Source organism: Streptomyces sp. NPDC047886 (genome assembly GCF_043204435.1).
Lineage (GTDB): Bacteria > Actinomycetota > Actinomycetes > Streptomycetales > Streptomycetaceae > Streptomyces.
Window position 1 is genome coordinate 1,172,755 of the sequence record NZ_JBIDCF010000001.1, and the last position, 14,051, is coordinate 1,186,805.

Below are 14,051 nucleotides of genomic sequence, written 5' to 3' on the forward strand. Positions count from 1 at the left end.
ACGGCCCCTCAAGACTGGCCTAGACCCGTTATCTTGTCGTTACCTTGCGGGGGTGGCCGGTCGGGCCGCCGGGAGGAGGACGCGTCGCCGGATCCGGGCGCCCGCGCCGTGGCGCCCCGCCGCGCCCGCACCCGGCCGTTCACCTACGTCTGCGACGATCCCCGCGTGAACCACCCGCACGGCCAGGCACCTGGCGCACCCGTCCGCTCCGGGATCCCGGAGCACGGCCGCATCCCCAAGTACTACGCGGTCAAGGCCCATGTCGCCGAGCTCATCGAGGAGTTGAGGGAGGGCGACGCCCTGCCCACCGAACGCGACCTCGCCGTGCGGTACGAGGTGTCCCGCGAGACCGTGCGCCAGGCCCTGCGGGAACTGCTCCTGGAGGGGCGGCTGCGCCGACAAGGGCGCGGCACGGTCGTCGCGGGGCCCAAGCTGGAACAGCCGCTCTCGCTCGCCAGCTACACCGAGGGCGTCCGCCGCCAGGGCCGCCGGCCAGGCCGCCGGCTGGTCTCCCTCGACCGGTTCCCCGCCCACGCCCCGCTCGCCGCCGAACTGGGCCTCCCGGCGGGAGCTTCCGTCTGGCACCTGGAGCGGGTGCTGCTCGCCGACGACGAACGGGTCGGGCTGGAGAGCACGTACGTCGCCGAGGCCCGCGTCCCGCGACTGGACAGCGACTTCGACCCGGACTCCTCCTTCTACGCGTACCTGCGCGAGCGCCTCGGCATCGGCTTCGGCGACGCGGACGAGCGCATCGAGACCGTCCTCGCGACACCGCGCGAGGCCCTGCTCATCGGAACCCCTCCCGCGCTGCCGATGCTGCTGCTGCACCGGCTCTCGCGGGACGCGGACGGCGCGCCGCTGGAGCGGGTCCGCACCCTGTACCGGGGCGATCGTTTCAGCTTCACCACCCGCCTCGGCTGAACCCGCGGACGGGACCGGACGGGAAGGGGCGGGACGGGAAGGGACGGGGCGGGACGGGGCGGGACGGGGGCGGGCAGCCCGGGGCGGCCGGGCGACCGGGGCGGCTCAGGCCGGGCGTTCAGTCGCGGGGGCGGCTCAGGGCTGGGCGTTCAGTCGCGGGGGCGGTCGCGGCGCGGTCGCCGCGCCATGACCACCGCACCGGCGCCCAGCAGGACGGCGCCCACCGCCGCCCCGGCGAGGGGCAGCACGCCCCGGCGTCCGGTCGTCGCGAGCTCCTCGTCGATCTCCGGCGGTGAGAACGGTTCACCGGCGGCGACGAGCGCGAAGCGGTAGGCACCCGACTCGCCGACCCAGTCGCCGTCGTCGCCCTTGCGCTGCACGATCGCGGCGTGAGCGGTGACCTCCTCCAGGGCGGTGTCGGCGGTGAAGGCCAGCCGGACGGGCACGCGTACCGTACGCCCGGCGGGCACGGTGAAGCCGGCGAAGGACCGGTCCGCGTCATCGTCCAGGACGCCGACGATCTCGTCCTGGTCGGTCTGCTCGACCACGACCGGGTGCCCGGGACGCAGCCCGGCACCGCTGGAGAACTCCAGCCGCACCTGCGCCGGCTTCAGCGTCCGGCCCCGGTCGGTGAGGACGATCACGGGATGGATGTTGCGGCAGGGCTGACGGGTGGTGTTGGTCAGTTCGACGCTCCACTCCCGGAACGCGTCACCCGGCCGGTAGCTGTCCGGGCCGCCCACGATGCGGGTGGTGATCGGGAACCGGATGGCGGAGGTGTCGCCGCAGGTCGGCTCCCGGCCGGCGACGGTGACATCGGCGGGACTGTGGGCGACGACACCGGCGGGACCGTGGGCGGCACCGGCACCGGCACCGGCGCCGGGGGCGGGGGCAGGGGCGTGCGCGTGGGGCGACGCGGCGACCGGCTGTACGCCGGAGGCCACCGTCACGAGGGCCAGGAGCCCGAATCCGGCGGCGAGGGCGGCGGTGCGCAGTCGCATGGCAGTGCCTTTGCTTGATCACGAGCGGTCGTGGACAGTCGTACGGTCGTGGACAGTCGTGTTCGGAGACCTCCCACGGCGACGCGCCCGTCTCCCGGGTCGCACGGCGGCATCCCGCCGTACGGCGGGACGCAACCCCCCGATCAGCGCAACGGCCGGCGGTCCCTGGTCACAGCCCGAACACCGGGGCGAGGACGAGTAGCGCCGCGCCCTCGGCGACCGGGTGCGGCGAACCGTCCACGGCGGCCACCGGCACGGCCGGTCCGCCCCCGCCCCCACGCCGGGCGCGCTCCGCGAGGACGGCGCCCACGCCCCGTACGAACGGGTCCGGCGCGGCGGTGACGATCCGGCCGCCCAGCAGTACCCGGTCGATGTCCAGCAGCCCGACCAGGTTCGCGGCCCCGGTGCCGAGGACCCGCGCGGCCTCGTGCAGGTCGCCCCGGGCGACGGCGGCGAGGCACAGCGCCTCCAGACAACCGCGCCCGCCGCAGTCGCAGGGCGGACCGTCGAGCTGCACGGTCTGGTGGCCGAACTCGCCGGCGCCCGTGCGCGCGCCCCGGTGCAGGGTGCCGCCCAGGACCAGCCCGGCGCCCAGCCCGGTACCGAGATGGAGGTACGCGAACGAGCCCGCCGCCCGCCCGGCACGCAGCGCGAGACCGAGCGCGGCGGCGTTCGTGTCCTTGTCGAGGACCACGGGCAACCGGAGGCGCCCGTCCAGCGCGTCCCGCAGCGGGAAACCGTCCCACTGCGGAAAGCCGGTGACCCGGTGCGGCACGCCCGCGACATGGTCGAGCGGCCCGGGCATGGCCACCCCCACCCCGAGCACGGCCCGCCCCCCACGCACGTCCGCCGACCCCGCAACACCCATCCCCCCACGCACGTCCGCCGGCCCCGCAAACCCCATCCCCCCGCACGCGTCCGCGTCCGCCCGCCCCGCAACCCCCATCCCCCCGCGCGCATCCGCGTCCGCCCTCCCCGCACCGCCCATTCCCCCGCCCAGTGACCGCAGGTCGGCGACCACCCGTGCCGCCGCGTCCATGACCGCGTCGGCGCCCGCGCCCAGGTCCAGGGGCTCGACGCGCACGGCGACGGTCACGCCCGCGAGGTCCACCAGGACCCCGGTCAGCTCGTCCCGGTCGAGGTGCAGACCCACGGCGTGGGCGGCGCCCGGGATGAGCCGCAGCAGCGTGCGCGGCTTGCCGCCGGTGGAGGCGCGGCGCCCCGCGTCGGCGGCGAGGCCCTCGTCGCGGAGCCTGGCGGTGATCTTGCTGACGGCCTGCGGGGTGAGCCCGGTGCGCTCCGCCAGCTCCAGTCGGCTGATGCCCTCGTCGCCCGCCGTGCGGAGGAGGTTCAGTACGAGGGCGGCGTTGTGGCTGCGGAGTCCGGCGAGATTCACGCTGCCATCCTCGCCGCCCCGGTTGCACTAACGCAACAGCGTTGCTTAAGTGGTGTCATGAGCCCCACGAGCCCCATGAGCCCGAAGACCCCGGTGAGCGCAGTGAGCCGTACCAGCAGCCCCCTCCGCGTCGGACTGGTCGGTTACGGCCTGGCGGGTTCCGTCTTCCACGCCCCGCTGATCGCCGCGACCGACGGCATGGTGCTGGACACGGTCGTCACGTCGGACGAGGAGCGGCGGTCCCGGGCGCGCGCCGAGTTCCCCGGCGTCCGGCTCGCGGGGTCGCCCGACGAGCTGTGGCGTCGCGCGGCCGAACTGGATCTGATCGTGATCGCGTCGCCGAACAAGACGCACGTCCCGCTCGCGACGGCCGCGCTGCGGGCCGGTCTGCCGGTCGTGGTGGACAAGCCGGTGGCGGGTACGGCCGCCGAGGCGCGCGCCCTGGCCGCGCTGGCGAAGGAGCGGGGCCTGCTGCTCTCCGTCTTCCAGAACCGTCGCTGGGACAACGACTTCCTCACCCTCCGTGCGCTGCTCGGCGACGGCGAGGACGGTGAACTCGGGACCGTTCAGCGTTTCGAGTCCCGCTTCGAGCGGTGGCGGCCCCGGCTCAAGGGCGGCTGGCGCGAGTCGGGCGCGCCGGAGGAGATCGGCGGGCTGCTGTACGACCTGGGCAGCCATGTCGTCGACCAGGCGCTCGTGCTGTTCGGCCCGGTGGTGCGGGTGTACGCAGAGTCGGACGTACGGCGCGAGGGCGCGGCGGCCGACGACGACACGTTCATCGCGCTCACGCACGCGAACGGCGTGCGCTCGCACCTGTACGTGAGCGCCACCGCCGCCCAGCTCGGCCCGCGTTTCCGGGTACTGGGGTCGCGCGGCGGGTTCGTGAAGTACGGGCTCGACCCGCAGGAGGGCGCACTGCGCGAGGGCGCCCGCCCGGCAACCGCCGACAGCGAGCCCCGCTCCGGAACCGAGCCCCGGTCCGAGCGCGAGACCCCCTCCGAGAGCGGCACCCGATCCGAAAGCGAAACCCCGTCCGGGACCGAGGCCGGGGCGTGGGGCGTGGAGCCCGAGTCGATGTGGGGCAGGGTCGGCGCGGGCGAGTCGCCGCTGACGGGCGGCGGCCGACCGGTGCCCACCCTGCCGGGTGACTACCCCGCGTACTACGCGGCGGTGGCCGCCGCCCTGCGGGACGGCACGCCCCCGCCGGTCACGGCAGAGGAGGCCGCGGCGGCGCTCGACGTACTCGAGGCCGCGCGCCGCTCGGCCCGCGAGGGTGTGACGGTGACCCTGCCCGGGTGACCGTCAGTCCTGCTCAGGCGTCCTTGAGCTCCTGCCGCTGACGCCCGAGCCCGTCGATCTCCAGCTCGACCACATCGCCCGCGCGGAGGTACGGCTTGGGCTCGGGCCGCCCCATGGCCACGCCCGCCGGCGTGCCGGTGTTGATGACGTCACCGGGGTACAGGGTCATGAACTGGCTGACGTACCGCACGACCTCGCCGACCGGGAAGATCTGGTCGCCGGTCCTGCCGTCCTGCCTGAGCACCCCGTTGACCCACAGCCGGAGCCCCAGGTCCTGCGGGTCCGGCACCTCGTCGGCGGTGACGAGCCACGGCCCGAGCGGGTTGAAGGTCTCGCAGTTCTTGCCCTTGTCCCAGGTGCCGCCGCGTTCGATCTGGAACTCGCGCTCGGAAACGTCGTGGGCGATCGTGTAGCCCGCGACATGGGTGAGCGCGTCCTCGGCCGAGTCGAGGTAGCGGGCCGTACGCCCGATGACGACGGCCAGCTCGATCTCCCAGTCGGTCTTGCGGCTGCCGCGCGGTACGAGCACGGTGTCGTGCGGCCCGACGACCGTGTCGGCCGCCTTGAAGAAGACGACCGGCTCGGCGGGCGGCTCGGCGCCGGTCTCGCGGGCGTGATCGTGGTAGTTCAGCCCGATGCACACGACCTTGCCGATCCTGCCGACCGGCGGGCCGACGCGCAGCCCGGCCGCGTCCAGGACGGGCAGCACCCCGGCGCCCGCCGCGGCACGGATCCGGTCGAGCGCGGCTCCGTCGGCGAGGAGGTTCCCGTCGATGTCCGCCACGAGGGCGGACAGGTCGCGGAGGGTTCCGTCCCCGTCGAGCAGGGCGGGCCGCTCGGCGCCCGTCGGCCCGACGCGCAACAGCTTCATGGTCTTCTCCCTGTGGTCGAGGTGAGCCCCGGCCGATGGAGTGCGGCCATCGTCAGGATTGGCCGATCCTCCAAGACAACCGAACACCCCGCAAGACCCGGTTCACACCCTGGACCGTTACGCGCGAGTAGCCGAGCCCTTCGCGGTGTGCCGGTAGAGCACCGCCCGCTCCACGACGGTCCAGGTGGTCGACGTCACGACGTACAGCGCGGCGGCGAGCGGTACGACGGCGACGGTGACGAGGGTCCCGTACGCCAGGAACGGCATCACCCGCGCCACCGCACCACCGGCACCACCAGCACCACCAGCACCACTGGCACCACTCCCTCCGCCGATTCCCGCACCGAGCTCCCGGGCGAACCGGTACGAGTACGTCGCCACGACCGCGACGACGACGAACAGCCCGGCGTAGACGACCCCGGCCGGGCCGAAGACCCCGCCGTCCGCGAGCGCGTCGGTCCAGCGGCCGGCGAGGGGCGCGGCGAACAGCAGGTGATCACCGGCGCCACCGGAGGCGAACAGGTGGTACATGAGCAGGAACGCCGGGAGCTGCAGCGCACTGGGCAGACACCCGGCGAGCGGCGAGACGCCCTCCTTGGCGTGCAGCTCCAGCACGGCTTTCCGCAGCCGCTCGGGATCCTTGCCGTACCGGGTCTGAAGCTCCGCCATGCGCGGCGCCAGCCGAGTGCGGGCCTGCTGGCCCCGGGCGGCGGCCCGCGAGAGCGGCAGCAGGGCGAGCCGTACGAGCGCGGTGAACAGGACGATCGCGGCGGCGGCGGAACCGGCACCGAACCAGGGTTCGACCAAGTTCACGAACGAGGCGAAGGGGACAGCGAAGACGGACATGGGGAAGCCCTCCAGGGACCAGCCGTACCGAAGAGAAGAAGGAAGGAGTCGGCAGGGCGGAACGCGCACGGAAGAGCCCCGGAGAACCAGGGAACACCCGGAGGAGGAAGCGCCGGGGAGAACCCTCAGGGGGAACCCCGGCAGACCCCGAGGATTGGCCCCGAGGAGGACCCGGGGACGAACCCGCCTCTACGCGGCTGCCACGAGGGGGCGGCCGGGTGCGCGGGGCCGGGAGCGCCCGGCGGCGTCGGGATCGCGCTGGGGCAGGAAGGCGGTGCGTCGCTCACGGTCGCGGATCGCGGTCCGCACCCGGTTCCGGGGGACGACGGGCACGGTACGCGCGCTGATGACGGCGCATACGAGGAGCGCGGCGCCGGCGGCGGCAGTGGCGGCGAGCCCGACGGCGGAGAACGAGCCGCCGTCGGCGAGCAGGACCTCCGCGAGGAGGACGAGCAGCATCCGCACCATGCCGTCACCCTAACAAGGCGAACGTGTCATCGAACGCGGGTTTCGGCCAACACCCCCCAGACGACCAGGCGGTGGGTGGACCGGAAGGCGGGGGTGCAGGTGGTGAGCGTCAGATAGCGCCCGGGCGCTTCGTACCCGTACGCGGGCCGTACGAGGCTGCGCGGCACGGGGGCGATGACGCCGACGTCACGGGGCGAGGTCTCCGGCAGGACGAGGTCGACCACGTACACATGCGTCCGGTCGCGGGTCTCGACCAGGAGCCGATCACCCTTGCCGAGCCGGTCGAGGTGGCGGAACGGCTCGCCGTGCGAGTTCCGGTGCCCGGCGAGCGCGAAGTTGCCGACGTCACCGGCGGACGCGGTGCGCGGGTAGTGCCCGACGAACCCGCGGTCGAGAACGCCACGCCGCTCGACCCCGGGGGCGACGGGCACGACGAGCCCGATGGCGGGCACGCGGAGGACGGCGTACGCGACGGAGGGCGCGAACGAAGGCACCGCAGGAGAAGACACCGAAGGCACCGAAGGCACCGCAGGGGCGGGGGACACGGCAGAGCCACCCCCACCTCCCTCTCCTCCCCTTCCTCCCTCTCCCCCTCCCCCTCCCCCTCTGTCCCCCTCCCCGCCCCCTTCCCCCGCCCACGCGCGTTCGAGAAGGAGAACCTGCTCCCGGGCACCGGCGCGGGCCTGCTGGTTGGTCCACCACAGCTGGTGGACGACGAAGAGCAGGAGGACGAGCCCGACGCTGACGGCGGTCTCACCACCGATCCACAGTCCGCGCCGGAGAACCGCACGACCGCGAAGACGATCGGGAAGGCGACCGCGAAGGCGACCGCGGCCCGGTCTCCATCCCCGTCCCCGTCCCCGACCCCGTCCGTGCACGCGGGCACCATAGGGTCTGCATCGACAACTCACCAGACCACGCACAGCAGTACGGTGGTGACCATGCGCCCCGACACGCCTGCCGACCACACCAACGAAGCCGAGCGCCTGCTGCGCACCGCGGCGCAGTACCCGGAGGACCAGGAACCGCTGCTCCTCAGGGCGGCCGCGCACCTGGAGCTCGCCGGCGACCGTCCCCGCGCGACGACGCTGTACGACACGCTGCTCGCGGCTGCCGCCCCGGACAGGCCCCACCTGATCAGGGCCCTGAAGGCGGCGAACCTGTGGGAGTACGGCCACGAGGCCGAAGCCCGCGCGATCATCGACGGTCTGCGGGCGCTGACCCCGACGGACGCGGCCGCGTGGGAGATCATCGGCGAGGCCCTGGAGTCCCACGACGAGCTGGAGACGTCCGAGGAGACGTTCACGGCGGCCGCGCACGCCCTGGCGCCGTCGCCGGACGAGGACGTGCCCTACCCGACGCAGTCCCTGCTGATCGGCCGCCACCGGGTGCGCCGCCTCCTGGCCCGCCCGCACGACGACTGGGACGTCCTCGCGGACCGCCTCCACCGCGGCACGGTGTCCCTGGACGAGCTCCACGACCCGAAGCGGCTCTGGGCGCTGGGCTCATCGGACCCGGCGGAGCTCCAGGCGGAGATCGCCCGGCTGCGCAGCGAACTCGGCTCCTACCGTACGGCGCTGTCCCGCCCGTTCCCGGTGGCGGTGCTCCACTGGCCGGCCGGCGAACTGGCCGAACTGCTGACGTCGTACCCGGAGCTGGAGTCGGAGTACCCCACATACGAGGCGCACCTCACCGACATCGAGGCGTCCCTCCGCGAGCTCCACGCCACGGGCACCCGGAACCTCGGCATCGTGCAGGGCACGGTCCCGTCGTACGAGGCGTTCGCCGCCTCGGAGGCCACCACCCCGTCGAACGCGGCGCTGCTCCCCCAGTACGCCACCACCCTCGCCGCCCGAGGCCGCGCCCTCCCCTGGCCCCCACCCCGCACGTCCCCCTGCTGGTGCGGCTCAGGCACCCCCTACACCGACTGCCACGGCAAACCCCACCCGTAAGCCCCCGCCCCACGGGCCCCGCCTGTCCTGCCCGTCCCGCCCGTCCCGCCTACCCACCGGTCTCGCCCGCCCCCGCCGTCGCGACTCCGGGGGCGGATCCATCACCTCAGCCATTCACCTTTCCTTCACCTCGCCTCTGCAGTAGTTTCACGGTGAACCACTGCGGTCGACTGGCTCCTCCGTCCCCCCACGCAACCCAGTCCCATGTGCGTGAGGGAGACGTGTGCCATGAGCAACCCGTACCAGCAGCCCTTCATGCCGCCCCCCGCGCCGACGGCACAGCGCCCGCTGTACCGCATGAAGCGCGTGTGGGCCGGTGGCGTCTTCCTGCTGCTGATCGGCAGTGGTTGTGGAGCAATGAGCACCACGAACGACGCCCGCCCGGCACCGGCCGTGACAACCACGGCGACAGCCACTGTCACCGCGACGCCGGTCGCCACCCCGGCCCCCACACCAGCGGTCACCGTCACGACCACCGCGACCGCGACCGTGACCGCCACGGCCACGGCCACGGCCACGGCCACGGCCACGGTGACCCGACAGGCGGCTGCCAACGATGCCTCGGACGACGCCGGAGGGGCTGTCTACTACAGCAACTGCACCGCGGCCCGAGCCGCCGGCGCGGCCCCCGTTTACCGAGGCGACCCCGGCTACGGCCGCCACCTGGACCGCGACAACGACGGCGTGGCCTGCGAAAGCTGACCCTCGGGGGCGGCTTCCCCGGGTCGCCTCCGATCAGCCCAGGCCGAGCAGCTACGTGACCAGTCCCCAATTCGCTTCGGTGACGAGAGGTGATCCCGCCCATCCGTCAGGGGATTCCCAGATCGATGCGATATTCAGCGTCTCCAAGTACTCAACGAAGGGCCCGATGTCCTGACTGAAGAGCGCCACCAGATACGGGTCCCGCTTACCGTGCTTTCTGTAACACGTGTGCCGATACTCGTAGAGTTGGCCAACTGCCTCACGGACAGCCAGATACTCCTTGCCCCTGCTCACCGTCTTGGCCTCCACCAACCACTCCTCGGTCGGCTGTTCACGGTGCCGCAAGACGGTGTCCCGTGGATGCTGACCCTCGGTCAATGGAAGGTAGCCGCAGGCAGCGGCATGATGCGCGAACCGACGGACCAGCGCTTCATGCTCCCTCTCTCGACGTTGCCTTCCGCCCTTGACATCGACGTAGTAGGCATTGCTGCTCTTCGCACGGAACCCGCTGAAGGGATCGTCACCCGCGTGCTCGAGTGGCTCGTACTCAAGGATCGGCTCGTCCACCTTCGCTGACTGCAGCCAGAGGCGCTCCACCACGGCGGCGTCGCGCAGAAGTTGCACCGCTTCCCGCAGATCGCTCGCCAGGACCTCGTCAGATGGCAATCGTCTGATCTCATAGCGCCGGGCGGCCACATTGGCCTTCTCGTACGCTCGGGGGCGCCAGTCCTTGCTCGCTACCAGGAGATGAAGCGGGTCGCGCCACTCGGCGGACAACGCCGGCCGCAAGGCCCTACGCAGGGTCTCCGACTGGGCGACTAGATACCGGTGCAGGCTGGCGCCCTTCCCGTAGACCTTAGTCAATCGCGTAACGCCCTGCTGCAGCGTGAGCGTGACGGCACTGCGGTCGGAGTTGAAGATGTAGGCGAGATAGAGCCCCTCGTGAGGGTTCGAGTTGATGGTGCGATCGAAAACACCGATCCACGGAGTGAGGGTCGCGTGCCCTTTGCCTCCGTTCCCCGTAGCGAAGCAACGGGATGGCCATGGGAGATCTGTCCGGTCCTTCACTTCCCACAGAAGAGCGTGGCCAGGGCGGTCGCTGGACGCGGTCCCCTCTGGTTCATAGATCTCAGCTATACGTATGAGCAGGTCACGCAGCGGCATGACAGATTTTAACCAAGTCGATCCGACCGTGGCCCCGTTTTGATCGATTTCCGCAGGACGCCGTTCCACCTAAACGGATTGACCCACCTCCGCCAGCAGCGCCGTCATCGCTGCCTCGTCGTTCAGGTACGGGATGGCGTCCCTCACCGCGCGGGGCACGGGGACGCAGGCGAGGTCCCGGACCGGAACCCGCGTCAAGCGCTGGTGGGTTCGGTGGATGCGGACGTAGCCGTAGCTGCGCGGGTGCACCGGGCGGGCTACGAGGACGTCGACCTTCGGCAGGTCCGCGAGCGGCGGGGCGGCCTCCACGCCGTGCAGCGCGAGCGCCGCCTCACCGGTGAGGAGCGCGCCCGGACCCGCGTACAGGAGCGCCGCCCGTAGGCGCTGGTGCGGGGTCGGGGCGTCGGTGCGGAGGTGGACGACGCGCGGCAGTACGCGGCGCCACGGGCCGGCCGGTCGGCAGCGCTCGGCGACCACCGAGGACGCGCAGCCCAGGTCCATGAGCTGATGGACGGTCGCCAGGCCGTCCTGGGCGACGACGAGCGGGTCGGTGGCGAGGCGGTCGAGCACGGTGAGGTTCGGCATGAGCGTGGTGTGCCCGTGCGGGTCGACGCCTTACCCAACAGGTGGGACGGCGTTACCGAATGGTGGCAGGAAGGGTCCTGCACCACTCGCGATGATTACCTTGTGTCACTACCCGGTCACGGAGGGATCCGGGCTGGGGGCGGGCGGCGTTCTTGGTGACGTAACCAGCGGACACCCTGAACGGAGCCCCCCATGCGCGCAGTTGTGAAGTACGCCCAGGTCTTCCTGGCCGCCGCCGGACTGGTCGCGACGGTCGCTGAACCGGCGGCGGCGAGCGCGGTGGGGTACGCGAAGGTGGTCGGGTTCTGCCACGGCACGAAGACAGCCGAGATTTGCGTTCCGGTCACGACGCTCGGGCACTTCGTGCAGGGCTCGGGGAAGAAGATCTCCCGGCAGGAAGCGTCCATCCAAGACGTGTTCGGCGCCGATTCCGCAGGCGGCCGCTGGTGTAACTGGCACTTCGACTGGCGTTACTCGGACACGAACGGTCGTACCTACCTGGTCAGCAAGGGGCCGATTCGCAATGGCTGCGACATGCTGCAGAACATCGGCCGTGTCGACAAGCAGAAGCGCACGTTGAAGCACTACGGCAAGGCCTGCGTCGACTTCTACGCGGGTGGCGCCAAGCGAGCCACACAGTGCCACAACATCATCAAGTGATGAGGCGGAACACCGTGCCCGATGAACTTCTCAACAGCCGACAATCGCGCGTGGTGCGCTGGGCGATCCTCATCGCGTCCGGCTACGCGATCGCCCACACGATCGCCCTGATCGTGCTGGCTTCCTTGCCGGACCGTGTCGAGCGCTCGATTTCCGACGCCACCGCGGCCAAGGGGATCCTCGTCCTCGCCGTCGCCGTCGTGGCTCTACTCGCCTGGGCGACCGGCCGCAAAAGCTCCAAGGGGGCGCGTTAGCCTCGGGGTGGGCATATCGAACGCGGGTGGAAGGCAGGACTGCAATGGCCAGGATTCCGGTGGCGGCCGTCGCCGCGGGTGGGCTTGTCGGCGGGTATGGCATCGCTCGGTGGACGAAGAAGCGGCCGCTCGGTGGGGTGGCGCTGGTGGCGGCCGGGGCTGTGGCCGCGCGCGAGTGGCAGCGGCGCAGTGGTGGGGTCGCGGCGGCCGGGTTGAGCGCGGCGTATGTCGCGGCGTTCGCCGGGTCGCATCCGCTGGCGAAGAAGGTGGGCGCCTGGCCTGCGGTGTTCTCCGTGGCGGGTGCGATGGCGGTGGCCTCGTGGGCGGTGACCCGGCAGAAGGGTTGAACGCTGGGCGGGGGGCGTACGTATGAGAAGGCACCTCCCCGTAGTAGCTGGGCGGGTGGTCGGTCGGCAGGGACCGGTCACCCGCCCAGTGCGTGGGAGACGGTGTAGATCAGCAGTCCGGCGAGGGCGCCGACGACCGTGCCGTTGATGCGGATGAACTGGAGGTCGCGGCCGATGTGGGCCTCGATCTTCTTGGACGTCTGGTCCGCGTCCCAGCCGGCGACGGTGTCGCTGATCAGGGACGTGATCTCGGTGCGGTACGTGGTGACGATGTAGACGGCCGCGTCTTCGAGCCAGCCCTCCAGCTTGGACTGGAGGCGCGGGTCCGTGGCCAGGCGGCTGCCCAGGGAGAGGATCGAGGAGCGGGCCCGGAGGCGGAGCTCGCTGCGCTCGTCCTCGGCCGCCGAGATGATCATGCCGCGTACGGAGGCCCAGGCCGAGGCGATGATGTCCTGGACCTCGGGGCGGGCGAGCAGGTCCGACTTGAGGCGTTCGACTCGGGTGCGGGTGTCGGTGTCGGCCTGGAGGTCGGCGGCGAAGTCGGTGAGGAACCGGTCGATGGCTCCGCGCGCCGGGTGCGCGGGCATGTCGCGCATCTCGGTGATGAAGCGGAGGAGCTCCTTGTAGACGCGTTCGCCGACCTTGCGGTCCACGAAGCGGGGTGTCCAGCCGGGCGCTCCGCCCTGGACGGCGTCCATGACGGAGTCGGAGTGCAGGACCAGCCAGTCGTGGGCGCGGGCGCAGACGAGGTCGACGGCCCGGTGGTGGGCGCCGTCGCTGACGACCTTGTCGAGGGTCTGGCCGATGCCGGGGGCGACCTCGGCGGCGTCGGCGCGCCGGGTGATGGCTTCGCCGACGACGGCCTGGACGTCGGCGTCGCGCAGGACGGTCAGGGCGCCGCGCAGCGCCGTGGACAGTTCGGCGGTGACCCGGTCGGCGTGGGCCGGTTCGGCGAGCCAGGTACCGAGGCGGCTGCCGATGGAGAGGGCGTTGAGCCGGGCCCGTACGACGCCTTCGGAGAGGAAGTTCTCGCCGACGAACGAGCCGAGCGAGGCGCCGAGCTGGTCCTTCTTGGTGGGGATGATCGCGGTGTGCGGGATGGGCAGGCCGAGGGGGCGGCGGAACAGGGCGGTGACCGCGAACCAGTCCGCCAGCGCGCCCACCATGCCCGCTTCGGCGGCCGCCGCGACGTAGCCGGGCCAGCCGGTCACGCCGGAGTTCTTCGCCCAGGTGGCGAGGGTGAAGATCAGCGCGACGAGCAGGAGGAGCCCGGTCGCGGTGGTCTTCATCCGGCGCACCCCTCGCCGCTTCTCCTCGTCCTCGGCGGTGTACGAGAACGCGACCAGGGGCGGGGATGTGCGGGCGGGGCCTGTCGCGGAGGCGGGGCCGGGGGCCGGGGCGGGGTCTGGCCGTTTCGGCGGCTCGGGCTGTTCTTCGGTGGTCTCGCCTCGCATCGCTCCGCCCCGTTCCCCTTGCCGTTGCTCAGCCGTTGCCGTTGCCGTCGTCGTGTGTGTTGACGTCTGCGTTGACGTTCACGTGTACGGTGACGTCGACGGTGCCGGGCGTCCGTACGTCCGTCCCTACC

The 14,051-nt window shown here is 72.2% G+C and carries 16 protein-coding genes; 7 read left to right on the forward strand and 9 right to left on the reverse strand.

The features are described 5' to 3' along the window. Positions 1-165 precede the first annotated feature (165 nt). Positions 166-921 carry a GntR family transcriptional regulator gene (locus tag ACGF5U_RS05095; protein ID WP_392713022.1) on the forward strand — a complete coding sequence of 252 codons (756 nt, stop codon included), beginning with the start codon at positions 166-168 and terminating at the stop codon, positions 919-921. Positions 922-1,070: 149 nt separating this feature from the next. Here the strand turns inward: ACGF5U_RS05095 and ACGF5U_RS05100 are convergent, their stop codons facing one another. Continuing rightward, on the reverse strand, positions 1,071-1,922 hold the full coding sequence (locus ACGF5U_RS05100; protein WP_392713023.1) for a hypothetical protein: 852 nt from the start codon (positions 1,920-1,922) through the stop codon (positions 1,071-1,073). A 169-nt stretch (positions 1,923-2,091) separates the two neighbouring features. Then, positions 2,092-3,318 (reverse strand): ROK family protein, encoded by a 1,227-nt coding sequence (locus tag ACGF5U_RS05105; RefSeq protein ID WP_392713025.1) that lies wholly within the window; start codon positions 3,316-3,318, stop codon positions 2,092-2,094. A gap of 75 nt (positions 3,319-3,393) precedes the next feature. On the opposite strand from ACGF5U_RS05105, the gene ACGF5U_RS05110 reads away from it, so the two are divergent. Further along, entirely contained in the window at positions 3,394-4,617 is a 1,224-nt protein-coding gene (locus tag ACGF5U_RS05110; RefSeq protein ID WP_392713212.1) for a Gfo/Idh/MocA family oxidoreductase, read from the forward strand. A gap of 13 nt (positions 4,618-4,630) precedes the next feature. Here the strand turns inward: ACGF5U_RS05110 and ACGF5U_RS05115 are convergent, their stop codons facing one another. The 4 genes from ACGF5U_RS05115 to ACGF5U_RS05130 all read right to left on the reverse strand — a co-directional run bounded on the left by ACGF5U_RS05115 (position 4,631) and on the right by ACGF5U_RS05130 (position 7,854). Continuing rightward, positions 4,631-5,488 carry a fumarylacetoacetate hydrolase family protein gene (locus tag ACGF5U_RS05115; RefSeq protein WP_392713026.1) on the reverse strand — a complete coding sequence of 286 codons (858 nt, stop codon included), beginning with the start codon at positions 5,486-5,488 and terminating at the stop codon, positions 4,631-4,633. A gap of 117 nt (positions 5,489-5,605) precedes the next feature. Beyond that, entirely contained in the window at positions 5,606-6,334 is a 729-nt protein-coding gene (locus ACGF5U_RS05120) for a YidC/Oxa1 family membrane protein insertase (protein WP_392713028.1), read from the reverse strand. 189 nt (positions 6,335-6,523) lie between these two features. Further along, positions 6,524-6,802, reverse strand: coding sequence for a DUF6412 domain-containing protein (locus tag ACGF5U_RS05125; RefSeq protein ID WP_392713029.1), 279 nt, complete (start codon positions 6,800-6,802; stop codon positions 6,524-6,526). A gap of 26 nt (positions 6,803-6,828) precedes the next feature. After that, on the reverse strand, positions 6,829-7,854 hold the full coding sequence (locus ACGF5U_RS05130) for a class E sortase (protein ID WP_392713030.1): 1,026 nt from the start codon (positions 7,852-7,854) through the stop codon (positions 6,829-6,831). Here ACGF5U_RS05130 and ACGF5U_RS05135 point away from each other — a divergent pair. Both ACGF5U_RS05135 and ACGF5U_RS05140 read left to right on the forward strand, forming a co-directional pair. Beyond that, positions 7,744-8,754, forward strand: coding sequence for an SEC-C metal-binding domain-containing protein (locus ACGF5U_RS05135; RefSeq protein WP_392713032.1), 1,011 nt, complete (start codon positions 7,744-7,746; stop codon positions 8,752-8,754). The two genes, ACGF5U_RS05130 and ACGF5U_RS05135, sit on opposite strands and share 111 nt — an antisense overlap. Positions 8,755-8,982: 228 nt before the next feature. Beyond that, the gene (locus ACGF5U_RS05140) at positions 8,983-9,456 is read left to right on the forward strand and encodes an excalibur calcium-binding domain-containing protein (RefSeq protein ID WP_392713033.1); all 474 of its coding nucleotides are present in this window, start codon (positions 8,983-8,985) and stop codon (positions 9,454-9,456) included. Positions 9,457-9,507: 51 nt separating this feature from the next. On the opposite strand, the gene ACGF5U_RS05145 is transcribed toward ACGF5U_RS05140, so the two are convergent. Together ACGF5U_RS05145 and ACGF5U_RS05150 are read right to left on the reverse strand one after the other, a co-directional pair. Further along, the gene (locus ACGF5U_RS05145) at positions 9,508-10,620 is read right to left on the reverse strand and encodes an MrcB family domain-containing protein (RefSeq protein ID WP_392713034.1); all 1,113 of its coding nucleotides are present in this window, start codon (positions 10,618-10,620) and stop codon (positions 9,508-9,510) included. A gap of 69 nt (positions 10,621-10,689) precedes the next feature. Continuing rightward, positions 10,690-11,205, reverse strand: a complete 516-nt coding sequence (locus ACGF5U_RS05150; RefSeq protein ID WP_392713035.1) for a hypothetical protein — start codon at positions 11,203-11,205, stop codon at positions 10,690-10,692. 192 nt (positions 11,206-11,397) lie between these two features. Here ACGF5U_RS05150 and ACGF5U_RS05155 point away from each other — a divergent pair, with 192 nt between their 5' ends. The 3 genes from ACGF5U_RS05155 to ACGF5U_RS05165 are packed head-to-tail and all read left to right on the forward strand — an operon-like array spanning position 11,398 to position 12,466. Continuing rightward, a complete protein-coding gene (locus tag ACGF5U_RS05155; RefSeq protein ID WP_392713036.1) occupies positions 11,398-11,865 on the forward strand; it encodes a hypothetical protein in 468 nt (155 codons plus the stop codon). Further along, on the forward strand, positions 11,865-12,119 hold the full coding sequence (locus ACGF5U_RS05160; protein ID WP_392713037.1) for a hypothetical protein: 255 nt from the start codon (positions 11,865-11,867) through the stop codon (positions 12,117-12,119). Before ACGF5U_RS05155 ends, ACGF5U_RS05160 begins: the two co-directional genes overlap by 1 nt. Positions 12,120-12,163: 44 nt before the next feature. Further along, positions 12,164-12,466 carry a hypothetical protein gene (locus tag ACGF5U_RS05165; protein ID WP_392713038.1) on the forward strand — a complete coding sequence of 101 codons (303 nt, stop codon included), beginning with the start codon at positions 12,164-12,166 and terminating at the stop codon, positions 12,464-12,466. Between the two features lie 77 nt (positions 12,467-12,543). Here ACGF5U_RS05165 and ACGF5U_RS05170 read toward each other — a convergent pair whose 3' ends face one another. Continuing rightward, complete coding sequence (locus ACGF5U_RS05170; protein ID WP_392713040.1) at positions 12,544-13,920, reverse strand: DUF445 domain-containing protein; 1,377 nt, start codon at positions 13,918-13,920, stop codon at positions 12,544-12,546. Positions 13,921-14,051 lie beyond the last annotated feature (131 nt).